The organism is Rhizobium oryziradicis, assembly GCF_001939045.1.
Taxonomy (GTDB): domain Bacteria; phylum Pseudomonadota; class Alphaproteobacteria; order Rhizobiales; family Rhizobiaceae; genus Allorhizobium; species Allorhizobium oryziradicis.
Genome location: NZ_MKIM01000031.1, coordinates 46,972 through 69,196, shown reverse-complemented (window position 1 = coordinate 69,196; position 22,225 = coordinate 46,972). Strand labels below are relative to the sequence as shown.

The 22,225-nt window shown below is 53.7% G+C and carries 22 protein-coding genes; 11 read left to right on the top strand and 11 right to left on the bottom strand.

Features of this window, described 5'->3' with window-relative positions; translation table 11 throughout:
* Positions 1–179: 179 nt before the first annotated feature.
* A complete protein-coding gene (gene holA / locus BJF95_RS20290) occupies positions 180–1,220 on the top strand; it encodes a DNA polymerase III subunit delta (RefSeq protein WP_075641313.1) in 1,041 nt (346 codons plus the stop codon).
* Positions 1,221–1,392: 172 nt separating this feature from the next.
* Here holA and BJF95_RS20285 read toward each other — a convergent pair whose 3' ends face one another.
* The 8 genes from BJF95_RS20285 to hemE form a co-directional block, all read right to left on the bottom strand.
* Positions 1,393–2,274: a ParB/RepB/Spo0J family partition protein gene (locus BJF95_RS20285; protein ID WP_075641312.1), complete on the bottom strand. Its 882-nt coding sequence runs from the start codon at positions 2,272–2,274 to the stop codon at positions 1,393–1,395.
* A gap of 26 nt (positions 2,275–2,300) precedes the next feature.
* Entirely contained in the window at positions 2,301–3,095 is a 795-nt protein-coding gene (locus BJF95_RS20280) for a ParA family protein (protein WP_075641311.1), read from the bottom strand.
* An 18-nt stretch (positions 3,096–3,113) separates the two neighbouring features.
* Positions 3,114–3,749: a 16S rRNA (guanine(527)-N(7))-methyltransferase RsmG gene (gene rsmG, locus BJF95_RS20275; protein ID WP_075641607.1), complete on the bottom strand. Its 636-nt coding sequence runs from the start codon at positions 3,747–3,749 to the stop codon at positions 3,114–3,116.
* 4 nt (positions 3,750–3,753) lie between these two features.
* Complete coding sequence (gene mnmG, locus BJF95_RS20270; protein ID WP_139317583.1) at positions 3,754–5,628, bottom strand: tRNA uridine-5-carboxymethylaminomethyl(34) synthesis enzyme MnmG; 1,875 nt, start codon at positions 5,626–5,628, stop codon at positions 3,754–3,756.
* Positions 5,629–5,653: 25 nt separating this feature from the next.
* On the bottom strand, positions 5,654–6,979 hold the full coding sequence (gene mnmE / locus BJF95_RS20265) for a tRNA uridine-5-carboxymethylaminomethyl(34) synthesis GTPase MnmE (RefSeq protein WP_175577299.1): 1,326 nt from the start codon (positions 6,977–6,979) through the stop codon (positions 5,654–5,656).
* A gap of 163 nt (positions 6,980–7,142) precedes the next feature.
* Positions 7,143–8,408, bottom strand: a complete 1,266-nt coding sequence (gene rho, locus BJF95_RS20260; RefSeq protein ID WP_139317581.1) for a transcription termination factor Rho — start codon at positions 8,406–8,408, stop codon at positions 7,143–7,145.
* Between the two features lie 194 nt (positions 8,409–8,602).
* On the bottom strand, positions 8,603–9,142 hold the full coding sequence (gene hemJ / locus BJF95_RS20255; protein WP_075641309.1) for a protoporphyrinogen oxidase HemJ: 540 nt from the start codon (positions 9,140–9,142) through the stop codon (positions 8,603–8,605).
* Between the two features lies 1 nt (position 9,143).
* A complete protein-coding gene (gene hemE, locus BJF95_RS20250) occupies positions 9,144–10,178 on the bottom strand; it encodes a uroporphyrinogen decarboxylase (RefSeq protein WP_075641308.1) in 1,035 nt (344 codons plus the stop codon).
* 404 nt (positions 10,179–10,582) lie between these two features.
* Between hemE and BJF95_RS20245 the strand changes: the two genes are divergently transcribed.
* Genes BJF95_RS20245 through dnaQ form a run of 5 tightly spaced genes read left to right on the top strand, consistent with a single transcriptional unit; the run spans position 10,583 to position 14,221 of the window.
* Positions 10,583–11,404, top strand: coding sequence for a pyruvate, water dikinase regulatory protein (locus tag BJF95_RS20245; protein WP_075641307.1), 822 nt, complete (start codon positions 10,583–10,585; stop codon positions 11,402–11,404).
* 34 nt (positions 11,405–11,438) lie between these two features.
* Positions 11,439–12,038 carry a Maf family protein gene (locus tag BJF95_RS20240; RefSeq protein ID WP_075641306.1) on the top strand — a complete coding sequence of 200 codons (600 nt, stop codon included), beginning with the start codon at positions 11,439–11,441 and terminating at the stop codon, positions 12,036–12,038.
* Positions 12,031–12,906: a shikimate dehydrogenase gene (locus BJF95_RS20235; RefSeq protein ID WP_075641305.1), complete on the top strand. Its 876-nt coding sequence runs from the start codon at positions 12,031–12,033 to the stop codon at positions 12,904–12,906. Before BJF95_RS20240 ends, BJF95_RS20235 begins: the two co-directional genes overlap by 8 nt.
* The gene (coaE, locus tag BJF95_RS20230; protein ID WP_075641304.1) at positions 12,903–13,514 is read left to right on the top strand and encodes a dephospho-CoA kinase; all 612 of its coding nucleotides are present in this window, start codon (positions 12,903–12,905) and stop codon (positions 13,512–13,514) included. Before BJF95_RS20235 ends, coaE begins: the two co-directional genes overlap by 4 nt.
* Entirely contained in the window at positions 13,514–14,221 is a 708-nt protein-coding gene (gene dnaQ / locus BJF95_RS20225; protein WP_075641303.1) for a DNA polymerase III subunit epsilon, read from the top strand. Before coaE ends, dnaQ begins: the two co-directional genes overlap by 1 nt.
* 100 nt (positions 14,222–14,321) lie before the next feature.
* On the opposite strand, the gene secB is transcribed toward dnaQ, so the two are convergent.
* Positions 14,322–14,798: a protein-export chaperone SecB gene (gene secB / locus BJF95_RS20220; RefSeq protein WP_075641302.1), complete on the bottom strand. Its 477-nt coding sequence runs from the start codon at positions 14,796–14,798 to the stop codon at positions 14,322–14,324.
* Between the two features lie 123 nt (positions 14,799–14,921).
* On the bottom strand, positions 14,922–15,425 hold the full coding sequence (locus BJF95_RS20215) for an FxsA family protein (protein WP_075641301.1): 504 nt from the start codon (positions 15,423–15,425) through the stop codon (positions 14,922–14,924).
* A 119-nt stretch (positions 15,426–15,544) separates the two neighbouring features.
* Here BJF95_RS20215 and BJF95_RS20210 point away from each other — a divergent pair, with 119 nt between their 5' ends.
* The 5 genes from BJF95_RS20210 to gyrB all read left to right on the top strand — a co-directional run bounded on the left by BJF95_RS20210 (position 15,545) and on the right by gyrB (position 20,867).
* Positions 15,545–16,234: a Tim44/TimA family putative adaptor protein gene (locus tag BJF95_RS20210; RefSeq protein ID WP_075641300.1), complete on the top strand. Its 690-nt coding sequence runs from the start codon at positions 15,545–15,547 to the stop codon at positions 16,232–16,234.
* Positions 16,234–17,352, top strand: coding sequence for a murein transglycosylase A (gene mltA, locus BJF95_RS20205; RefSeq protein ID WP_075641604.1), 1,119 nt, complete (start codon positions 16,234–16,236; stop codon positions 17,350–17,352). The genes BJF95_RS20210 and mltA overlap by 1 nt, the downstream gene beginning before the upstream one ends.
* Positions 17,353–17,417: 65 nt before the next feature.
* Positions 17,418–17,909 (top strand): Smr/MutS family protein, encoded by a 492-nt coding sequence (locus BJF95_RS20200; protein ID WP_083638939.1) that lies wholly within the window; start codon positions 17,418–17,420, stop codon positions 17,907–17,909.
* Positions 17,906–18,271, top strand: a complete 366-nt coding sequence (locus BJF95_RS20195) for a helix-turn-helix domain-containing protein (protein WP_075641298.1) — start codon at positions 17,906–17,908, stop codon at positions 18,269–18,271. Before BJF95_RS20200 ends, BJF95_RS20195 begins: the two co-directional genes overlap by 4 nt.
* A 151-nt stretch (positions 18,272–18,422) precedes the next feature.
* Positions 18,423–20,867, top strand: a complete 2,445-nt coding sequence (gyrB, locus tag BJF95_RS20190) for a DNA topoisomerase (ATP-hydrolyzing) subunit B (protein ID WP_075641297.1) — start codon at positions 18,423–18,425, stop codon at positions 20,865–20,867.
* A 232-nt stretch (positions 20,868–21,099) separates the two neighbouring features.
* Here gyrB and BJF95_RS20185 read toward each other — a convergent pair whose 3' ends face one another.
* Positions 21,100–21,693 carry a nitroreductase family protein gene (locus BJF95_RS20185; protein WP_075641296.1) on the bottom strand — a complete coding sequence of 198 codons (594 nt, stop codon included), beginning with the start codon at positions 21,691–21,693 and terminating at the stop codon, positions 21,100–21,102.
* Positions 21,694–22,225 lie beyond the last annotated feature (532 nt).

Below are 22,225 nucleotides of genomic sequence, written 5' to 3'. Positions count from 1 at the left end.
CACGACCCTGCTTGAACACGATGCTGTTTTCAACCATCGTGTTCAATTCACTATGAAATTTACAGCATGGCGCGTGCTATAATACGCACGAACATGCTGTAACACTTTAAATCCGCCGCAAAATTGCCTAGACCAATTGCGATTGGTAAGCGAATGCGGTTGGTTCGGACACGAGGCACATGGTTGAAATCAAGTCGCACGAGTTCGATGGATTTTTACAAAAATCGGCGCAACACTATAAGCTTTTCCTGATTTACGGACCAGATGTTGGCCTTGTTGCTGAGCGCGCTGCCGCTTTGGCGAAATCCACCGGCATAGCACTGGATGATCCTTTCTCGATTATTCGCCTCGACAGCAGCGATCTGCAAGGCGATCCTGGCCGTCTTCTTGATGAAATGAACGCACTGGGTCTATTCGGTGGCGAACGTTTGGTGTGGGTGCGCGGCATTGCCAACGAAAAATCTGTGGTGGATGCGCTTCAACTGCTCTCAAAAGACCCACCCGAAACGGCCTGCCTGATCCTTGAAGCCGGTGATTTGAAGAAAACGGCGGCGACGCGTAAGGTCGCAGAACCAGCCCGCAATATCGCCGTCATCCCTTGCTATCAGGATGACATACGCGCCATCAATGCGTTGATCGATGCTGAATGCGCTGCTGCCAACAAGCGAATCACACCCGCCGCCCGCACCCTGTTATCGGAATCCCTGGGCGGAGACAGACGCGCATCCCGCAATGAAATTTCCAAATTGCTGCTCTATTGCCTCCACGATGAGCTGATCGATGAGGCACATGTCGAAGCCATTATTGGCGATGCCAGCGCCATTTCCACCGATGAAGCCGTGGATGCCGTGCTGGCCGGCAACCTGGATGCATTGATTCACGCCATTCAAAAGATTTCGACATCCAAGACACCGATGTTTCTGGTGCTTCAGGGGTGCCTGCGCCAATTCCAGCTGCTCGATGTTATGCGCAGTGAAATGGAAGAGAAGCGCCAGCAGCCAGCCCAGGTCATGCAGACCTTGGGCAGGGGCATCCATTTCAAGCGCAAACCGCTGTTTGAAAAGGCGTTGCGAAACTGGCCGCTCGCCGCCATCACACAAGAAATGCAGCGCCTGCAGGCCACGATTTTGGCGAGCCGACGCCAACAATCACTGGAAGACACATTGGCATTACACAGCCTTTTGGCGATCACATTGCAATCAGCACGGCGCAACCGATAAGAAATTATTAGCTGGCTAGAGTTTGTCAGCGAAAAGTGGAACCCGGTTTCTGATCAGACAAACTCAAACAATCGAGTGATAGCGCATGAAAAACCCGGCGACGCGAAGCATCACCGGGTTAAAATTCTGATCAAAGCCGGAGCTCGTGTGATCACTCCAAGACCGATTGATCTCAGCGTGCTTCGAGGAGGCGACAAATTTCCTCCAATTGCTCAAGGGTTTTATAATTGATCCGCAACTGGCCGCCACTTCCTTTGTGACTAATCGTAACGTCCAGACCGAGGCGATCCGTCAGGCTCCGCTCAAGCGCAACCGTGTCAGAATCCTTGCTCTGGCTGGCAACCGTCTGACGGCCTTGGGTCACGCCGCGAATATCGTTTTGTGCGATCCGCTCTGCATCGCGCACAGACATGCCTTTTGCCACGATCTGGCGGGCGAGGGCAGTTGGGTCAGACGTGGAAACCAACGCTCTTGCATGCCCTGCGGACAGTGAGCCATCCGCCAGCATGTCTCGCACCGGTTCTGGCAGTTTCAACAATCGCAAACTGTTGGCGACATGGCTTCGGCTTTTGCCAATAATCTCACCGAGATCATTTTGAGTGTAGCCGTGATCTTCAATCAACTGATCATAACCCATGGCTTCTTCCAGCGGATTAAGATCAGCACGCTGAACGTTTTCAACGATAGCCAGCTCAAGAGCGGTTCTGTCATCCACATCCCGAATAATGACAGGGATTTCAACCAAACCTGCCAGTTGCGCTGCGCGCCAACGACGCTCACCGGCGATGATTTCATACCGTCCGGTGCCAACAGTGCGCACAACAACGGGCTGCACGATACCATGCTGACGGATGGAACCAGCAAGCTCCTGCAAAACAGTCTCGTCGAAATAGCGACGGGGGTTGCGCGGATTGCGTGATACGAACTCGATGGGTGTCATCCGATCAGGCGAAACAGGCGCTCTCGCCTCATCAACTGGGATGGGTTGATCCATCTCGCCAATCAACGCGGCAAGACCACGGCCCAGACGCCGCTTTGAAATATCGTCATTCATAACGAACCTCTTTCGTCGAAATTCAATCAGGCCGCTTTGCGCTGGCGCTCGCGCTGTATAACCTCAGAGGCCAACTGGAGATAGGCCTGGCTGCCCGCGCATTTCAAATCATACAGAATGGCTGGCTTACCATAGGACGGTGCCTCTGATACGCGCACATTCCGAGGAATCAGCGTATGATAGACTTTCTCGCCAAGGTGCGTGCGCACGTCGCTGACAACCTGCTGAGCAAGATTGTTTCGGGAATCAAACATTGTCAGCACAATACCTTGAATGTCCAAGGTTGGATTGAGGCTGCGCCGCACCTGACTGATCGTCTCCAGCAATTGGCTAAGACCCTCGAGGGCAAAAAACTCACATTGCAGCGGAACGAGAATAGAGTGGGCTGCCGCCATCGCATTCATTGTCAGCAAATTGAAGGACGGTGGGCAATCCACCAAAACATAAGAATAGCCCAGGGCTTCGGGCGACGCCAAAGCATTTTTCAAGCGGAATGCACGATCGGTTTTTTGCGAAATTTCCATCTCAAGGCCCAGCAAATCGAGCGTCGATGGGATAATCGAAAGATTGGGAACAGCCGTTTCGACCGCGGTTTCATCCACTGTGTGCGTGCCAATCAACAGGTCATAGGATGACAGCTTGCGGTTTTTCCGCTCGATGCCCAGACCCGTGCTGGCATTGCCCTGCGGGTCAAGATCAACAATCAGCACACGTTCGCCAATCGCTGCTAAGGCCGTCGCAAGATTAATGGCCGTCGTGGTTTTACCGACGCCGCCTTTTTGATTTGCAATGGTAATGATGCGATTTTTCTCGTAAGCCATGAGGTCACCCGACTGATCTTAATCTGATCGCGCGAGACCGCCAACTTCGAGGATTACGGAGTCTCTCTCGATCACGCTTGGATGTATTACCAGATCGAAAGCCCAACGACCACGCGCTTTCTCCACTTCGGCGAGATAATCCCGGCCTTTATGCAAAAAGAGCTTTGCCTTGGGGTTTTCGACCGCCCAAGGCACACTGTAATCAAAAAGCAGATCAAGGTCAGCCAGTGCGCGTGCTGAAACTGCGTCGCAGTGAGGAAGGGTTTTATAGGCATCATCGATTCGAACGGGATGCACCTTGCCGCGCGCTCCGGTCTCCATCAAAGCTGTACGCAAAAAGCCCGCTTTTTTATGGTTGCTCTCAACCAGATCAACCCAACCATCCGCGAATTCGCTGAGAAGAATTGCCGTGATCACGCCAGGAAATCCGCCTCCGCTGCCCAGATCGATCCAATGCTTTGGTTCCGGCGAGAGCTTGAACAATTGTACACTATCAGCCACGTGTCGGTGCCACACCTGATCTCGGGTGGAATTGGCCACAAGGTTCATGGTCTTCGACCATTTTTGAAACAGGTCAACAAAATGGATCAGCTTTTGGTGTGTTTCACGTGAAACACGTAGCCCGGTAAGATCAGCCAGAAGACTCGCGGACATTGTATCAGCTGGCATGACGCACTGTTTCCTTGTTTAAATATGCAATAAGAAGTGAAATCGCCGCAGGCGTCATTCCGTCCAATTGCGCGGCCTGTGCCAAATTCAAGGGCCGGGCTTTTTCCAACTTCTGCTTCAATTCGTTCGATAGTCCCGACAAAGACGCGAAGTCAAATTCGGGTGGAATGCGCCGCTCTTCGTCGCGCTTGGTGGCTGCAATGTCGGCATTTTGCCGATCCATATAGACAGCATAAGTGGCATAGATTTCGACGGCCTCGGCAATCTTCGGTTCAAGATCCGAGAGTTCCGGCCAAATCTTGGTCAGGCTTGCGAGGTCCAAATCCGGGTAAGCAAGCAATTCAAGGGCCGAACGTCGGCGTCCGTCCTGATTGATCGCAATGCCGCGCGCCTGTGCTTCATTGGGAGTGACGACCTTACTCTGCAGCTCTGCAATTGCCTGCCTTACATCCGCACTGTAGCGGCCGAATTTCTCGGCACGCGGGCTATCCACGCAGCCAATTTCAATACCCAGCGGTGTCAACCGTTCATCGGCGTTATCAGCCCGCAGAGACAGACGGAACTCAGCGCGCGAGGTAAACATTCGATAGGGTTCGGCAACACCGCGACTGGTCAGATCGTCAATCATCACGCCGATGTAAGACTGTGTCCGGCTAAAGTGAACCGCATCCAAACCACCGACCGCACGCGCCGCGTTGATGCCTGCCACAAGACCTTGCGCACCCGCTTCCTCATAACCGGTCGTGCCATTGATCTGGCCGGCCAGATAGAGCCCCTTTAGTCGTTTCAACTCCAGGCTCGGAGACAGCTCACGCGGATCAACATGATCATATTCAATCGCGTAAGCCGCCTGCAAAATTGTTACATTTTCAAGTCCGGGCAGGGTGCGCATAAAGGCGTGCTGAACGTCTTCGGGTAAGGATGTCGAAATGCCATTCGGATAGACCGTGAAGTCATCCAGTCCTTCCGGCTCAAGAAAGACCTGGTGGCCATCACGATCGCCAAAGCGCGTGATCTTATCTTCAATGGACGGGCAATAGCGTGGGCCGACGCCCTCAATCTGGCCAGAATACATGGCCGAGAGATGGATATTGTCTCGAATGATTTTATGGGTTGCCGCTGTTGTGCGGGTGATCCCACAATCAATCTGCGGATTGGTAATCGCATCGGTCATGAACGAGAACGGCACAGGATCAGCATCGGCAGACTGCATTTCCAACTCGGCCCAGCGAATTGTGCGGCCATCAAGACGCGCAGGTGTGCCGGTTTTCAAACGGCCCAGCTTCAAACCCAACTTTCCAAGAGTCTCACTCAAACCCAAAGATGGCGCTTCACCGACACGACCGGCTGGAATTTTCTTTTGACCAATATGAATGAGTCCACGCAAGAATGTGCCAGACGTGAGAATGACGGCGCCCGCCGAAATTTCCTGCCCATCAGCCAGCACCACGCCTCGAACCTGACCATCAATGATCGTCAAATCAAACACGTCGCCTTCAACAATGGAAAGATTGTCCTGGCCGAACAGAGTGGCCTGCACAGCATTGCGATAGAGTTTCCGATCAGCCTGCGTTCGAGGACCACGGACAGCTGGGCCCTTCTTTCTGTTCAACAGACGAAACTGGATGCCCGCAGCGTCAGCGCACAGACCCATCACGCCGCCGAGGGCGTCGATCTCACGCACAAGATGACCTTTGCCCAAGCCTCCGATGGCGGGATTACACGACATCACCCCGATGGTATCCCGCTTATGGGTCACCAGCGCAGTTAAAGCACCCATGCGTGCAGCGGCGCTAGCAGCTTCGGTACCCGCATGGCCACCCCCAATCACCACAACATCGAATTTTTGCTTTGCCACTGCCATCTTGATCACCAATGTTTCACGTGAGTCATTTTCCAACGCAAAATTCAGAGAAAATCTTGCCCAATAATGTTTCGGTATCGACTCGACCAATCAACCGACCCAAGCTATCTGACGCCAAGCGCAGATAGTCCGCGCGTATTTCCAGACCAAAGCGGCTATCCAGCGCGCTGTCGATATAATCCAGCGCCTGTCGAAGACATTGAATATGTCTTTGGCGGCTCGGAATAATCGATTCTCCCGAACCGATACGGTTCCGAATCGTTTTTAGGAGAAGCGTTCTGAGCGATTCAATGTCACTTGCTCGTTGGCTGGATAGCATCAAATCGAATCGATCAGACTGAGTTTCAGCTTCAATCAGATCAGCTTTTGTTCCAATGGATAGATACGGAACCGAAACGAATCCTTTTGCACTATCCGCCCGCTCTGACGACAAATCTTCAAGCAAGAGAACAAGGTCAGCCTCTTCTATCTTGCGAAGAGCGCGACGAATGCCTTCTTGCTCGACTTCTTCCTCAGTCTCGCGAATACCGGCGGTGTCATACAGGCGAACGACGTAACCTTCAAGGTCAATGTCGCATTGAAGGATATCGCGGGTGGTGCCGGCGTAATGCGTCACAATTGCAACGTCGCGCCCGGCCAAAGCATTCAGCAGGCTGGACTTGCCAGCGTTTGGACGACCGGCAATCACCACGTTAAACCCGTCGCGAATAATCTCGCCACGACGTTCATCAAGACTGGCCTCATGGATGGATTGCCGCAAGGCCGACAATTCCTTCCAGACAATGGGAGCAACAGACCCCGGAATATCTCCCTCATCTGAAAAATCCAGATCGGCCTCGATCATGGCGCGGCAGTAGATCAGACGTTCCCGCCAACCATTGTAGAGCGCTGTCGCTTTGCCATCGGCTTGTTGCATGGCCTGCCGCCGTTGCATTTCGGTTTCAGCAGCCAGAAGATCAGCCAGACCTTCGATCTCAACAAGATCCAGTTTTCCGTTTTCAAACGCGCGTCTGGAGAATTCACCGGCCTCAGCCATGCGGCAATTGGCTTCATCACTCAGCCGCGACAACAGAGAGGCGACAACCGCACGACTGCCATGAACATGAAATTCTGCACAATCCTCGCCCGTGAAGGAGGCGGGGCCTGGAAAAAACAACACCAGTCCGCGGTCAATGGTTTGACCGTCACGGTCCCGAATCGATTTCAATGCTGCAACGCGCGGCGAGGGAAGTGTGCCGCATACGGCGCGAAGCACGTCTTGCACGGATGATCCTGAGAGACGTATGACGGCAACGCCGCAGGGAAGAGCTCCCGTGGACAAAGCAAAAATTGTATCACCTGCCATAGGCATCCTCATTTCCAACCGCATCAGATCACACCGCTATTTCGTTGCGTCATCTGTATTGCGCTCTCGGTCCTCAATTCTCGGACCGAATCTCTATCCAGATAAACGAAAAGACCTCCAGTTTTTTCAAACCAGAGGTCATTTGTCGTAAAAAAGAATCCGGCTTACTTTATGTATTCATCGATTCGAAGAAATCGCCGTTGGTCTTGGTCTGCTTCAACTTGTCGATCAGGAATTCAATGGCATCGGTGGTGCCCATTGGCGCGAGAATTCGGCGAAGAACAAAAATCTTCTGCAGATCCTGACGCGGTACCAGCAGATCTTCCTTACGCGTGCCGGATTTCAGAATATCCATTGATGGGAAGATGCGCTTGTCGGCAACCTTGCGATCGAGAACGATTTCCGAGTTGCCTGTGCCCTTGAACTCTTCAAAGATCACTTCGTCCATACGGCTGCCCGTATCGATCAAGGCCGTGGCAATGATGGTCAGCGATCCGCCTTCTTCAATATTACGCGCCGCACCGAAGAAGCGCTTGGGGCGTTGCAGGGCGTTGGCGTCAACACCACCGGTCAAAACTTTACCCGATGATGGAACAACAGTGTTGTAGGCGCGGCCGAGGCGGGTGATGGAATCGAGCAGAATGACAACATCACGTCCATGTTCCACCAGGCGCTTGGCCTTTTCAATCACCATTTCGGCAACTTGCACGTGGCGCACGGCGGGTTCGTCAAAGGTCGAGGAGACAACCTCGCCACGCACGGAGCGCTGCATATCCGTGACTTCTTCCGGCCGCTCATCAATCAGCAGCACGATCAAGTAGCATTCCGGATGATTGGCAGTGATGGAATGAGCGATGTTTTGCAAAAGAACCGTTTTACCGGTGCGTGGCGGTGCCACAATCAGGCCGCGCTGGCCTTTGCCGAGCGGAGCAATCAAATCAATCACACGGGCGGAAAGATCCTTGGTGGTTGGATTTTCCAACTCCATCTTGAACCGCTCATTCGGATAGAGCGGTGTGAGATTGTCGAAGTGAACCTTGTGCCGGATTTTTTCCGGATCTTCAAAATTGATGGTGTTGACCTTGAGAAGGGCGAAATAGCGTTCGCCTTCCTTGGGACCCCGGATCGGACCCTCAACCGTGTCGCCCGTCTTCAGTGAGAAGCGGCGCAACTGGGAGGGAGAGATGTAAATATCATCTGGACCCGGCAGATAGTTGGCATTTGCCGAGCGCAAAAATCCAAAGCCATCCTGAAGAACTTCAACCACGCCCTGACCGATGATCTCGACGTCCTGAGCCGCCAGCATTTTCAAAATTGCAAACATCAATTCCTGTTTGCGCATAATGGAGGCGTTTTCGACCTCAAGCGATTCAGCGAAGGCCAGCAAATCGGTTGGCGATTTGCTTTTAAGTTCTTGTAGCTTCATTTCAGCCATGAAGGGGACCATAATCTATCGGTTTGGGGAAGGGCGTGCGGGGGAAATTCGGCCCTCTCGGGTGGACCGATAAGAACGTGATATGCATGCCTCGAAGAATTGTGTGGCGAAAATAGCCAAAACCAGACTGCGCCGCAAGGGGACACGGCGATTTCAGCGCAAAATAACCAAAATCTCCGACCTGTCCCCCTCAATTAAAAGGGTTTGACCACCACGAGAACCACAATGACGATCATCAGCACTGTGGGTATTTCATTCATTGCCCGCCAAAAGCGCGGGGTTTTTACATAATCGCCTCTGGCGAAAGCTTTGGCGCTTTTGCCGAAATATTCGTTCACCAAGGTCAGTGCCAGAACGGCTGCGATCTTGGCATGCAACCATCCGCCTTGAAAATGAAAAAAAGCAGAGGCCATATACAGGCCCAGTATCCATGAAATCGCCATGGCTGGCCGCATAATGACATTCATCAGCCGCCTTTCCATCACCGCAAACGTCTCTGCCTGCACCGATCCTTTGGGCGCATCGGAGTGATAAATGAACAGCCGGGGCATATACAAAAGCCCGGCCATCCAAGACATCACCGCAATAATATGAAGCGCTTTGATCCAGAGATAGGCCTCATCCGGACCCAGCCAAAACAACCACAGCCCGATTGCGCAAAATATCAACAGGGCTATCACCGCGCGAGTTTGCGCTTTTTTTCCGACCTTTGCGCTCTTTTGGCTCTCACTCATCTCACGCCGTCTCCCCACGCACGTGGCGCACCAGCTCGCTGACTGTTTCCGGCAAAGCCTGAGGGGTAATGCCATGGCCGAGATTGAAAATCAGCGGGCCATTGCCAAGCCGATCCAAAATGCGGCTGGCACCATCCTTCATCGGTTGGCCACTGGCGATCATCAGCATGGGATCGAGATTGCCCTGCACCGGGCTTTCTTTTTGAAGATCCGCTGCGAACGACAGCGGCACGCTCCAATCAAGACCAATGGCATCCGCGCCGGTTTTGCGCGCATAGTCTTTCAACAAAATGCCGGCACCCTTGGCAAAGGCAATGATTTTGGCGTCCGGACGGCGGGCACGCACTGTATCGACAATGCGCTTGACCGGCGCGACGCAAAAATCAGCGAACTCATCTTCGCCAAGAACACCTGCCCAGGAATCGAAAATCTGAACAGCATCCGCGCCCGCTTCCAGCTGACCCATAAGATATTCTGCCGACAGATCCGCCAGAATATCCAGGAGTCGTAAAAATGCCTGCCGTTCGCGATAGGCAAACAAACGGGCCGGGGCCTGATCGGGCGTACCATGACCGGCAATCATATAGGTCGCCACCGTCCAGGGAGCGCCACAGAAGCCCAGCAGGGTGGTATTATGGGGGAGGGTGGCTCTGAGCTTCTCAACGGTGTCTAGAACCGGGTTCAGGTGCGGAAAGACCGAGTTGATCGAAAGCGCATAAATCTCATCGGCCGTAATGGGCGTCATCTCAGGGCCGACACCTTCGCTGAAGGTGACATTGCGCTTTAATGCGTCTGGAATGACCAGAATATCAGAAAACAGAATGGCCGCATCAAAGCCATAGCGGCGGATCGGCTGCAAGGTGACTTCAGTGGCAAGTTCTGGAGAATAACAGAGATCGAGGAAACTTCCGGCGACTTTGCGCGTTTCTCTATACTCGGGAAGGTATCGGCCAGCCTGACGCATGAGCCAGATGGGTGGCGGAGACAGGGTTTCGCCTTGGAGCACCTTCAAGATCTTACGGTTTTCGACGCTCACATCCGTACCTTTCAAATTATAAAAGAGAGAATCTTTTTTCTTCTATTTCTAAGAGTCTGTGATTAGCACGGGTTAAAGACTATCCACAAATCGCGGCCATGTTATGGGATTATATCCACACTGTGGAATGGCATATTGTCTCATTGGAAGAACAATGGGAATGGTTCAAAAAAATCTCGAAAAATCAAAGAATTGATTTGCGCTTTCTGGATGAACCACCCTGTGGATAAGCTGGGTATGACTGATTTGAAACGTGCGGCGTCAAACTCTATCCACAGGCCGGTAGAAACTTGGTCCCGACGGGTGACTTCTGTGGACAACTTGGGGGTTTTCCACTTGCCTAAAATCGCTTCCCGACGCTACCTGCTTTTGTACAAGCTTATCAACAGAGGGGGCAGGATAACGTGGAGAACCGCAAAAACTTCTTTCATCTTCACTTGATTTCTGACTCAACAGGAGAAACGCTGATCTCGGCGGGGCGCGCCGCTGCGGTGCAATTTCTGCACGCCAGCCCGATTGAGCATGTCTATCCGCTGGTGCGAAACCGCAAACAGGCCGACGCTGTGCTGAGCGCCATCGATAAAGAACCAGGCATTGTTCTCTACACAATCGTTGATCCGGAGCTGGCTGATTTCCTTGATAAGCGCTGTGTGGAAATTGGCGTGCCGAGTGTCAATGTGATGGAGCCGATTATTGGCACCTTTCAAACCTATCTCGGCCCGCTGGCACGCAGGCGGGTTGGCGCGCAGCATGTGATGAACGCCGATTATTTCGCCCGCATTGAAGCCTTGAACTACACGATGGATCATGATGACGGCCAGATGACGGATGATTATGATCAGGCTGATGTGGTTTTGGTGGGCATCAGCCGCACATCCAAAACACCCACCAGCATCTATCTTGCCAATCGGGGCATCAAGACCGCCAATATTCCCATTGTTCCCGGTGTTCCTTTGCCCGCAAGTTTGCTGAGCGCCAGCACGCCTCTGATCGTGGGGCTGATTGCCACATCGGACCGGATTTCGCAGGTGCGTGGTCATCGTGAGCTGGGCACAGTTTCGGGGCTGGATATGAGCGGTTACACAGATCGCGCCACCATTGCCGAAGAGCTGAAATATGCGCGAATGCTGTGCGCGCGCCACAATTGGCCGATTATTGATGTCACGCGCCGTTCAATTGAAGAGACGGCGGCCGCAATCGTTGCTCTGCGCAGCAAGCTGCGCTAAGCCAAATTCAGGTTTTTAACGTTTCGAGGCTGTTATGGTTCTACCCCTCGTGCTGGCATCCACCAGCCCTTTTCGTAAGCAGTTGTTGCAACAGGCAGGGTTGGAATTCACCACAGCAGCGCCCGATATTGACGAGCGCGAAATTGAGGCGCGGGCAGAACATCAGTCTTTATCGCCTTTGCAGCTTGCGGATATATTGGGCCGCGAAAAAGCGCTGGCGGTGAGCAGAAAGCAGATGGGTGCTTTGGTTCTCGGCGGTGATCAGGTCATGGCGCTTGGAGAGACGGTTTATCACAAGCCCAAAGATTTGACGCAGGCAAGGGCACAGCTTCTCAGCTTGCGGGGTGCGACCCATGTGCTCAACAGCTCACTGGCGTTTGCGAAAGATGGCGAGATCATCTGGTCCCATGTGAGTGAGGCACAAATGTCTGTGCGGATGTTTAGCGAGAAGTTTCTGGATGATTATCTGGATAAAGTTGGCGACAAAATTCTGAAAAGCGTTGGCGGTTACCAAATCGAGGGAATGGGCGTTCAGCTGTTTTCGAAGGTCAACGGCGACTATTTCACCATTATTGGGGTTCCGCTTTTTCCGTTGCTGGAAAAACTCCGGGAGTTGGGTGTTCTTCATGCATGATTCACGTGAAACGAAAATGAAACATGCGTTTGTTGTTGGCTATCCAATAACCCATTCACGCTCACCCATGATCCATGGCTACTGGCTGAAGCAGCATGGCATTTCGGGCGGTTATGAAAAACTTGCCGTTGAGCCTGTAGACTTTGCGGGTTTTCTATCGAAATTGCTTAGATCTGACTCCGGCTATCAAGGTGGAAATGTGACGATTCCGCATAAGGAATCCGCCTATCAATTGGCCGACTATCCTGACGCCTTGGCTGAAGAATTGGGTGCCGCAAACACGCTTTGGCTGGAAAATGGCGCACTCCATGCCACCAACACCGATGGCTATGGCTTCATTGCCAATCTTGACCAGCAACAACCGGGCTGGGACAACACAGACTGCGCCGTGGTGTTGGGGGCAGGTGGCGCCAGCCGCGCCATTATTCAAGCGATCCGCAATCGGGGCATTGCCAAAATCCATGTGGTCAATCGCACAAAAGAAAAAGCGCAGGATCTGGCAACGCGCTTTGGACCCTCGGTTGAGGGGCACGGATTCGATGCCTTGAACGACGTTTTGCAAGGTGCGGGCCTGTTGATCAACACCACCTCGCTTGGAATGTCGAAAGCGTCAAACGCAGACAGCGAGGCTTTTCCGACGATCGCCTGGGAAAAACTGGCAGCAGATGCGGTGGTCACAGATATTGTCTACGTGCCTCTCGAAACCGAGTTGTTGCGCCGTGCCCGTGAGGCAGGATTTGCAACGGTGGATGGTCTTGGCATGTTACTGCACCAGGCTGTGCCGGGTTTTGAAAAATGGTTTGGTGTGCGACCAGAGGTGACAGATGAATTGCGGCAGTTGATCATTGTCGATCTGGAGGCATCATGATCCGGCTGGGACTGACAGGATCTATTGGCATGGGAAAAACCACCACGGCGGATTTTTTCCGTCAGGAGGGGGTTCCCGTCTATGATGCGGACGCCGCCGTTCACGAACTTTATCGCCATGAGGCGGTTGAGCCGATCGGCGCGGTCTTTCCGGAAGCGATTGTTGACGGCGTGGTGGATCGCACTGTTCTTAGTCAGACTCTGGCTCAGAATCCGGATAAGATGAAGGCGCTGGAAGCCATTGTGCATCCGTTGGTGCGGCGCAAACAGCAGGCCTTTCTGGAAGATCAGGAACTGGCAGGTGCCGATCTCGTGGCTTTTGATATTCCGCTTCTGTTTGAAACCGGCGGCCAAAAGCAGCTGGACAAGGTTGTCGTGGTCAGTTGCGATGCCGAAACCCAGCGTGAGCGGGTGTTGGCAAGACCCGGCTGGACAGAAGAGAAGCTGGCTATGGTATTGGCACGGCAAATGCCCGACGAGGAAAAGCGTGCTCGCGCTGATTTTGTGGTCGAGACCGGATTTGGACTTGAGATAGCCCAGGCGCAAGTGAAAGACATCGTGCAGGCGCTTCGCCTTGAAGCGGATGTGCCATGGCTGGAGGATGAATAATGCGGGAAATCATTTTTGATACGGAAACAACCGGTCTCGAGAGCAAGATTGATCGGGTGATCGAAATTGGTGGCGTTGAACTGTTCAACCATTTCCCGACCGGGCGTACATTTCATGTCTATATCAATCCCGGTGATCGGCCGGTGCATCCCGATGCCTTGGCAGTGCACGGCATTACCGATGCATTTTTGAAAGACAAGCCGCCGTTCTCCGACATTGTTGATGAGTTTCTGGCCTTTTTCGAAGGCGCAAAATGGGTGGCCCATAATGCGAACTTCGATATGGGCTTCATCAATGCCGAGCTGGATCGACTGGGCAAGCCGCCAATTTCCAATGATCTGGTGGTGGATACCTTGGCGCTGGCGCGCCGCAAAAACCCGATGGGGCCAAACTCGCTGGATGCTTTGTGTCGTCGTTACGGTATCGACAATTCCCATCGGACAAAGCACGGCGCCTTGCTCGACTCTGAAATTCTGGCGGAAGTTTACATCGAAATGCTCGGTGGCCGTCAGGCGACCTTTGGTCTCGAGCAATCGGGATCGCGAGAGCAGGGCAGTTCCAGACGCGATGATGTGAAGGTCGAAATTGCGCTTCGCCCGACACCTTTGCCACCCCGCGTGACGGAGGAAGAGCGCGAAGGCCATCAGGGACTGGTGAAACGATTGGGCTCAAAGGCGCTTTGGGGCCAGTATTTACCCGGCGAATAACGCCCCCTTGTCATCAGACACTAAAAAACCCGGATCTGCCGATCGCAGTATCCGGGTTTTTTATAAACGGGAAATCGCTTGAGCGGTTTTCCGGCGAATTTTAGTTGACGCTGGTGTTTGCTGCTTCGCGGGCCTGCTCTTCAGCAAAACGCTGTGTGAACATTTGTGCGAAATCGATAGGATCGATCATCAAGGGCGGGAAGCCGCCGTTGCGGGTTGCGTCGGCAATGATCTGGCGGGCAAACGGGAACAGAAGGCGCGGGCACTCGATGAAGAGCACGGGCAGCATGTGTTCCTGCGGGAAGCCTTCGATGCGGAAAACGCCGCCGTAAACCAACTCGGTTGCAAAAACCACCTTATCGCCATCGCGGGCTTCGGCGTTCAGGGTCAAGACAACGTCAAAGTCATTTTCAGACAGTGGATTGGCGTTGACATTGACATTGATGTTGATCGACGGGGCCTTGTCTCTGGCCTGAAGCGAGTGTGGCGCGCCCGGATTTTCAAAGGAAAGATCCTTGATATATTGCGCGAGAATATTCAGGGACGGGCTCGCCCCGGTGCTGTTTTCATTGGCCATTGGGGTTCCTCAAGGCTTTTTGGTTGCTGTCGGCATCTAGCATTTCAAGACTGCCGTTACAAGGCTTTCAGCCTCGCGTTGAAGATTGTCAGAGAAAGCGGATCACCGGTTTTCCCATAATGTTTAGCGATCGTCTTTCGGCAGCTGTTTCCATGGGGATGGTGTGTTGGGGTCATGACGGCTGTATTCTTCCGCATCCAAATCAACCACGGTGTCTTTGGAACTTGGACGGGATTGCCCTTCACGCCACTGAAAATCGCTGCGCGTGCGCACGGTGACAATGCGGGTTTTGATAAACCCCCACAATGTTGTGCGCACCAGCGGCACCAGCAGCAAAAGACCGACAATATCGGTGATGAAGCCCGGCACCAGTAGCAAAATGCCGCCAACCACCTGAGCTGTTCCATCCACCAGGGTCTTTACCGTTTCTTCTGGCGTATCGCTCTGCGGACGGCGCAAACGTTGGGCAAGGCTGACACCATTGCTTTTCAGCACCAGGAGACCAAGCACGGATGAGGCAAGAACCAGTGCCAGTGTGGTTAAAACACCCAGCCACTGTCCGACCAAAACGAAGCCTGCAATCTCCGCTAAGGGTAAAAGAAGCAGGATTATGGCTGGTATTCGCATAAGGTCTCCTGTGAATGTGGCATTTAGGCCCAAAGATTATCATCTGCTATTTGAATGAAGGGTGTATGCAGACTATATGGTGTGTGAAAGCTTCAATTTAAACAGCGGTGCAACAGTCGATGAATTCCAATGATTTTGTGACTCTCTTTTTTCTGGTCGCTGCGGTGGTGATCTTCTGGCAATTGCGCAGCGTTTTGGGGCGTCGCACCGGCAATGAAAAGCCGCCTGCCGATATTTTTGGCGAACGGGCAAAAGACAGTGCCGGTCCCAGTGATGAGGATCGGGTGGTTACGCTGGCGCGCTCTGAAGCAGAAGACCGGTTTGCCGCCATTGATGCTTTCAGCCCGGCTGGCACACCCTTGAACCAGCAATTGCGCGAACTGGCGCAGGTTGATCCGTCCTTTACGCCCAAGGAATTTCTCAACGGTGCTCGTGCTGCCTATGAGATGATTGTGACTGCCTTTGCCTCCGGTGATCGCGCAACGCTCAAGGGCCTGTTGTCAGCTGAGGTTTATGATGGCTTTGATGCCGCCATTTCCGAGCGCGAGCGCAGTGGCTCGGTGATGAAATTCACCTTTGTCGGGATTGAAAAAGCCGAAATCACCTCGGCTGGCGTGAAAGGCAATGAAGAGCAGATCACCGTGCGTCTGTTCAGCCATTTGATTTCGGCCACCTATGACAAGATGGGCACGCTGATCGATGGCGACGCGGAAGCCGTGGTTGAGGTCAATGACATCTGGACCTTTGCGCGCGACACGCGCTCGCGGGATCCGAACTGGAAGTTGATTGCCACCGAATCCGAGCAATGATGTCCGATCCGTCTTTCACGCTTGAGCCTATGGATTTCACCGACCTGCCGGGGTGGCAGGCGGATGATCCGCGCCCGCTGCTTCCGGCAATGGCCGATTGTTTGACCTATCTTGAGACGGGGAAGCCATACCGCCCAGGTGGCTTGGGGCTGACAGCCGACGATTTGCGGCCCCTGTTGACGAAGGCCTCAAATTTTGCGGCCGCTGATGCGCAAGCCATGCGGCGGTTTTTTGAGGTAGAATGCAAGCCGTTTCGCATCAACCGTACCGATGGTCAGGCAGGGTTCGTGACGGCGTTTTATGAGCCGGAGATTGATGTTGCGGATCAGAAGGACGCGGTTTTCAAATATCCATTTTACCGCAGGCCCGATGATCTGATTGATGTGAATGATGCCAACCGGCCTGCGGATATGGACCCATCCTATGCTTTTGGTCTGCAAGATCAGTACGGGATTGGTCTTTACCCGGATCGCAAAGCCATTGACCAAGGGGCGCTGGAAGGTCGGGGGCTGGAAATTGCCTGGGCGAAATCCATCGTCGATGTGTTTTTTGTGCATGTGCAGGGTGCAGCTCGATTGCGCTATACGGACGGACGGTTAGGGCGCATCACCTATGCCGCCAAAGCCGGACATGCCTTTTCGGGCATTGGAAAATTGCTGCTGGATCGCGGTGAAATTCCGCTGGAAGCCATGTCGATGCAGTCCATTCGCGCCTGGCTTGCCGATCACCCCGATCAGGTCAACGAGGTGCTGTGGCACAATCCTTCCTATATTTTCTTCAAGGAAGCGCAGGTTGAAGACCGCACGCGTGGACCCATTGCTGCGGCAAAAGTGCCGCTTGTGGCGGGGCGCTCTCTGGCTGTGGACCGGTTGATCCATACATTTGGATTTCCGTTCTTCATTCACGCCAAAACCCTCACCCGTCTTGATGGGGGAAAGCCGTTTTCGCGGCTCATGCTGGCGCTCGACACCGGCTCGGCCATTGTTGGCCCGGCGCGCGGCGATATTTTCACCGGCTCTGGGGACGATGCCGGCGATCTTGCGGGGGCGGTGCGCAATGATGCAGATTTCTATATACTGATCCCAAAGCAGGCGGCAGCAAGGTTTATCTCGTCGTGAGCAATGACAAGATCAGTGCAGAAGATCGCATTCTCTGGGGCAAGGTTGCGCGCTCCACCCGGCCTATGGCTGGTCGGATGGAGGAGTTGACAGCGTTTGAAGAGGCCTTTGCCGAGTTTGAAAAAGGCGAAGAGCAGGGCACCAGCGTGTCGCTCACTAAGGCTGCCCTTGAAAGCTCGGCGGCCAAACCAGAGATCAAGAAACCATCCGGTTTTCACCATCCGTTTGAGCGCCCGGTGAAGCGCAAGCTGTCGCGCGGCAAGCTGAAGCTGGAAGCGCGGATTGATTTGCACGGGATGATCCAAAGCGAGGCCCACGGCATGTTGCTGGGCTTTCTTATTCGTGCTCATGAGCGGGGCTTGCGCCATGTGTTGATTATCACCGGCAAGGGCAGCTCGATGGGCAGCGAAGGCGCGTTAAAACGGGCCGTGCCTTTGTGGTTCTCCAAGGCAGAATTTCGCTATCTGATTTCCTCGCATGAAGTCGCAGCACCGCATCATGGCGGCGAGGGTGCGTTGTATGTTCGCCTGTCGCGTCATGGCCGGGAGGGCACATGACGCCCTTTGGTGAGGCTGTGCGGGTGTTACGCGAACGAAAAGGCGTCAGCCAGAAAGAGATGGCGCAGGCGCTGGGGGTGACCCCTGCCTATCTTTCGGCGCTGGAACACGGGCGCCGTGGCGCACCCACCTTTGATATGCTGCAACGCATTGCTGGCTATTTCAATATTATCTGGGATGAAGCCGATGCGCTGTTTGCGGTCGCCGGGGTTTCGCATCCGAAAATCACGGTGGATACTGCCGGTTTGCCCGCCAGTTACACGGCATTTGCCAACACACTTGCACGGATGATTCGCACCCTGCCACCGGATGTGATAGAAGAACTCAATACCGTTTTGAAAAAAGTGGAGAAGGGGCGATGAAATCCCCTGAAATCCTGCCGTAATTGGACGCTACGGTTTGGAACTGGCCATAAAATCCCTATAGTCAAATTTGTATAAGTGCGTGATTCGCACCTGTTGTGCAATTTGCCTTTTTGCAGATTTCACTGTCTGACACTGGAAAGATCGCTGAATGACTGAACTGACCGAAGCTGAAACTGCCGCCAATGCCGCAAGTGATGCCTATGGCGCCGACTCCATCAAGGTTCTAAAAGGCCTTGACGCTGTTCGCAAGCGGCCGGGCATGTATATTGGCGACACGGATGACGGCTCCGGTCTGCATCACATGGTCTACGAAGTTGTCGATAACGCTATCGATGAAGCGCTGGCCGGTCATGCCGACATTGTCACGGTGACGCTGAACGCTGATGGCTCAGTCACAGTCACGGATAATGGCCGCGGCATTCCAACCGATATTCACACGGGCGAGGGCATCTCCGCCGCCGAAGTGATCATGACCCAGCTGCACGCCGGCGGCAAGTTCGACCAGAACTCCTATAAGGTGTCTGGTGGTCTGCACGGTGTGGGCGTGTCGGTGGTGAACGCGCTGTCGGTCAAACTGTCGCTTAAAATCCGCCGCAGCGGCAAGGTGCATGAAATCACCTTTACCCATGGCGTGGCCGATGGCCCGCTGGCAGTGACTGGCACTTATGAAGGTCGCTCTGGCACGGAACTCACCTTCCTGCCCAGCGAAGAGACCTTTACCAAAACCGAGTTTGATTTTGGAACGCTGGAGCATCGCCTGCGCGAACTCGCCTTCCTCAACTCCGGCGTCCACATTCTGTTGACCGACAAGCGCAAGTCAGACATTCGCGTCGAAGAAATGGTCTATGATGGCGGCCTGGAAGCCTTTGTGCAGTATCTAGACCGCGCCAAAAAGCCGCTTGTGACCAAGCCAGTTGCCATCAAGGGCGAAAAAGACGGCATCACCGTTGAAGTGGCGATGTGGTGGAACGACAGCTATCATGAAAATGTGCTGTGCTTTACCAATAACATTCCCCAGCGCGACGGCGGCACCCATATGGCCGGTTTCCGCGGTGCTTTGACCCGGCAGATTATTTCCTATGGTGAAAGCTCCGGCATCACCAAAAAGGAAAAGGTGACGCTTCAGGGCGAAGATTGCCGCGAAGGCCTGACAGCAGTTTTGTCAGTGAAAGTGCCAGATCCGAAATTCTCGTCCCAGACCAAGGACAAGCTGGTGTCGTCGGAAGTGCGGCCGGTTGTTGAAAGCCTCGTCAATGAAGCTTTGAGCACATGGTTTGAAGAGCATCCCACGGAAGCCAAAATTCTGGTCGGCAAGGTGGTTGAAGCGGCTGCGGCCCGCGAAGCGGCTCGTAAGGCCCGTGAATTGACCCGCCGTAAAGGCGCGCTTGATATTGCATCGCTGCCCGGCAAGCTGGCCGATTGCTCCGAGCGCGATCCGGCCAAATCCGAAGTCTTCCTCGTCGAGGGTGACTCCGCTGGTGGTTCTGCAAAGCAAGGTCGTTCGCGTGAAACACAGGCAATTTTGCCGCTGCGTGGTAAGATCCTCAATGTCGAGCGCGCACGCTTTGACAAGATGCTGTCCAGTCAGGAAATCGGCACGTTGATCACCGCGCTTGGCACATCGATTGGCAAGGACGAGTTCAACGCTGACAAGCTGCGCTACCACAAGATCATCATCATGACCGATGCTGACGTGGACGGCGCGCATATCAGAACCTTGTTGCTCACCTTCTTCTTCCGCCAGATGCCGGAATTGATTGAACGCGGCCATATCTACATTGCTCAGCCACCACTGTATAAAGTGACGCGCGGCAAGTCGGTGCAGTATTTGAAGGACGAAAAAGCCTTTGAAGAATATCTGATTGGCATGGGTCTCGATGATGCCGCTCTTAAGCTTGGCAGCGGCGAAGTGCGCACCGGCCAGGATCTGCGCGAAGTGGTGCAGGATGCCCTTCGTCTGCGCAGCCTGATTGATGGTTTGCACTCACGCTACAGCCGCAGCGTGGTTGAGCAGGCCGCCATTGTTGGTGCGCTGAACCATGAATTGACGGCCAACCGGGCGCTGGCCGAACAGACCGCCGCTGAAGTGGCGCGCCGTCTGGATTTGATTGCGGATGAAACCGAGCGCGGCTGGACTGGCCACGTCAATGACCAGGGCGGTTTGCGATTTGAGCGCATGGTGCGCGGCGTCAAGGAAGTGGCAACATTGGATGTGGCGCTGATTGGCTCGGCCGATGCCCGCCATATTGATCAGCTCTCAAGCCGCCTCAACGATATTTACGGCCAGCCGCCGGTGTTGAGCCGCAAGGATGGTCAGCAATCAATTTCCGGTCCGCGCAGTCTTTTGGATGCCGTCTTCACCTTCGGCCGCAAGGGCCTGTCGATGCAGCGCTATAAAGGCCTGGGCGAAATGAACGCCGAACAGCTGTGGGAAACCACGCTGGATCCGAATGTGCGCTCGCTGTTGCAGGTTCGCGTTCCTGATGCGACGGACGCTGACAGCTTGTTCTCACGCCTGATGGGCGATGAGGTTGAGCCACGGCGCGACTTCATTCAGGAAAATGCGTTGAACGTCGCCAATCTCGATATTTGACCCATTCAACTCAATTGAAAAAAGGCCGCACTTGATCCAGGTGCGGCCTTTTTTTTTATCCGAAGAGTCCGTCAGGTTCCTTTTGAACCTGACGGACTCTTCGTTCCTTTTTTGAGTTTGTCTTTTCGGGAAAACCGGTAACCACTTTTACCTGACAAACTCTCTGTTTTCACGTGAAACATGGTTATGATGATCTTAACGTGATTCACGTGAAACATTGTCAGGGGAGGGGTTAAGCGAAACGCCCCTCAAAAGCCACTTCATCCAGCGGCTTGCGGCTGTTTGGTACTTCCTTGGCCTGCAGGCCTTCTGGCAGGATCGATTTATCGCCCATCTTGCCAATCGCCACGGCCGCTTCAATGTGGAAGCCTTCCGGCAGATTGATGGTGCTGGCGGCCTTGTCAAAATCCACACCGGTCATGCCATGGGCATGGTAGCCCAGATGAAGAGCCTGAAGCGCGATATAGCCCCAGGCAGCACCGGCATCAAAACTGTGGCTGCGCGATGGCTTTGCCTCACCGCCATCGGCTGGGCGGCTCAAAGTGTCCGACACAATAAACGCCAAGGCCGACGCATTCTTGGCCCAACCTTGGTTGAATTCAATCAAGGTGCTGAGCAAGGCATCAAAATTCGCAGTGCCCTTGAGCGCATAGATAAAGCGCCAAGGCTGATAATTAAACGCGGACGGTGCCCAATGACCAGCCTCGAGAATGGTCAGCAGCGTATCTTGGCTCATGGTTTCGCCGGTAAAAGCACGGGGAGACCAACGATCGAGGAAGATTGGGTTGATGCTTTTGCTGGCTGTACGGTTATTGCTGCTTGTCATGGTTCGATCTGCCTTTTGTTCAAAATGGATTGAGTGAACTGACGTTCTTTTCGCTCCCTTGAGATAGAACGTAGGCGCGGCAGGAACAAGACGCTAAAGCGGTCACGTTCAACTGCGAGCAATTGGACGCTGCGCATCTGCACGAAAAAAGCACAATGCGCGGCTCTCGTGCATCCAGTAAAATAGGTCGTGCTTTAGATGCTGCACCACCACTTCTATCAAGAGAAATTGAAAATGGCTCTTGGTATTCGTAATGTCTTCAAGGCAAGGCTGTGTCAGCAGCACCTCACCTTGGTAAAAGAACGTCAGGCCGCGCAAGCATTTTGAAAAGCGTGTTTGTGTTTGTCCTCGTCCTGTCAGAAAAGCCGGTTTTCGCTTTTCCCGCATATCTTGTAGAAAAAATAAACGCTTTTATGCCATGGTGACCATGAACAAGAGCCGAGAGGCTGGTTAAACGTCAGGCTATATGTGTGTTGATTGTCTGGCATGAACTCTTTGTGGAACGTTACGGGCCCACTGATCGTTGTCGGTG

Bases quoted from the DNA above. Each gene is read 5' to 3' on its own strand.
- mnmE (WP_175577299.1), bottom strand. From the start codon at position 6,979: ATGCCTATGGCAGGTGATACAATTTTTGCTTTGTCCACGGGAGCTCTT.
- gyrB (WP_075641297.1), top strand. From the start codon at position 18,423: ATGACTGAACTGACCGAAGCTGAAACTGCCGCCAATGCCGCAAGTGAT.
- rho (WP_139317581.1), bottom strand. From the start codon at position 8,408: ATGGCTGAAATGAAGCTACAAGAACTTAAAAGCAAATCGCCAACCGAT.
- coaE (WP_075641304.1), top strand. From the start codon at position 12,903: ATGATCCGGCTGGGACTGACAGGATCTATTGGCATGGGAAAAACCACC.
- mltA (WP_075641604.1), top strand. From the start codon at position 16,234: ATGTCCGATCCGTCTTTCACGCTTGAGCCTATGGATTTCACCGACCTG.
- hemJ (WP_075641309.1), bottom strand. From the start codon at position 9,142: ATGAGTGAGAGCCAAAAGAGCGCAAAGGTCGGAAAAAAAGCGCAAACT.
- BJF95_RS20200 (WP_083638939.1), top strand. From the start codon at position 17,418: ATGGCTGGTCGGATGGAGGAGTTGACAGCGTTTGAAGAGGCCTTTGCC.
- BJF95_RS20240 (WP_075641306.1), top strand. From the start codon at position 11,439: ATGGTTCTACCCCTCGTGCTGGCATCCACCAGCCCTTTTCGTAAGCAG.
- BJF95_RS20235 (WP_075641305.1), top strand. From the start codon at position 12,031: ATGCATGATTCACGTGAAACGAAAATGAAACATGCGTTTGTTGTTGGC.
- secB (WP_075641302.1), bottom strand. From the start codon at position 14,798: ATGGCCAATGAAAACAGCACCGGGGCGAGCCCGTCCCTGAATATTCTC.
- BJF95_RS20215 (WP_075641301.1), bottom strand. From the start codon at position 15,425: ATGCGAATACCAGCCATAATCCTGCTTCTTTTACCCTTAGCGGAGATT.
- rsmG (WP_075641607.1), bottom strand. From the start codon at position 3,749: ATGTCCGCGAGTCTTCTGGCTGATCTTACCGGGCTACGTGTTTCACGT.
- BJF95_RS20280 (WP_075641311.1), bottom strand. From the start codon at position 3,095: ATGGCTTACGAGAAAAATCGCATCATTACCATTGCAAATCAAAAAGGC.
- BJF95_RS20285 (WP_075641312.1), bottom strand. From the start codon at position 2,274: ATGAATGACGATATTTCAAAGCGGCGTCTGGGCCGTGGTCTTGCCGCG.
- BJF95_RS20185 (WP_075641296.1), bottom strand. From the start codon at position 21,693: ATGACAAGCAGCAATAACCGTACAGCCAGCAAAAGCATCAACCCAATC.
- BJF95_RS20210 (WP_075641300.1), top strand. From the start codon at position 15,545: ATGAATTCCAATGATTTTGTGACTCTCTTTTTTCTGGTCGCTGCGGTG.
- BJF95_RS20195 (WP_075641298.1), top strand. From the start codon at position 17,906: ATGACGCCCTTTGGTGAGGCTGTGCGGGTGTTACGCGAACGAAAAGGC.
- mnmG (WP_139317583.1), bottom strand. From the start codon at position 5,628: ATGGCAGTGGCAAAGCAAAAATTCGATGTTGTGGTGATTGGGGGTGGC.
- holA (WP_075641313.1), top strand. From the start codon at position 180: ATGGTTGAAATCAAGTCGCACGAGTTCGATGGATTTTTACAAAAATCG.
- dnaQ (WP_075641303.1), top strand. From the start codon at position 13,514: ATGCGGGAAATCATTTTTGATACGGAAACAACCGGTCTCGAGAGCAAG.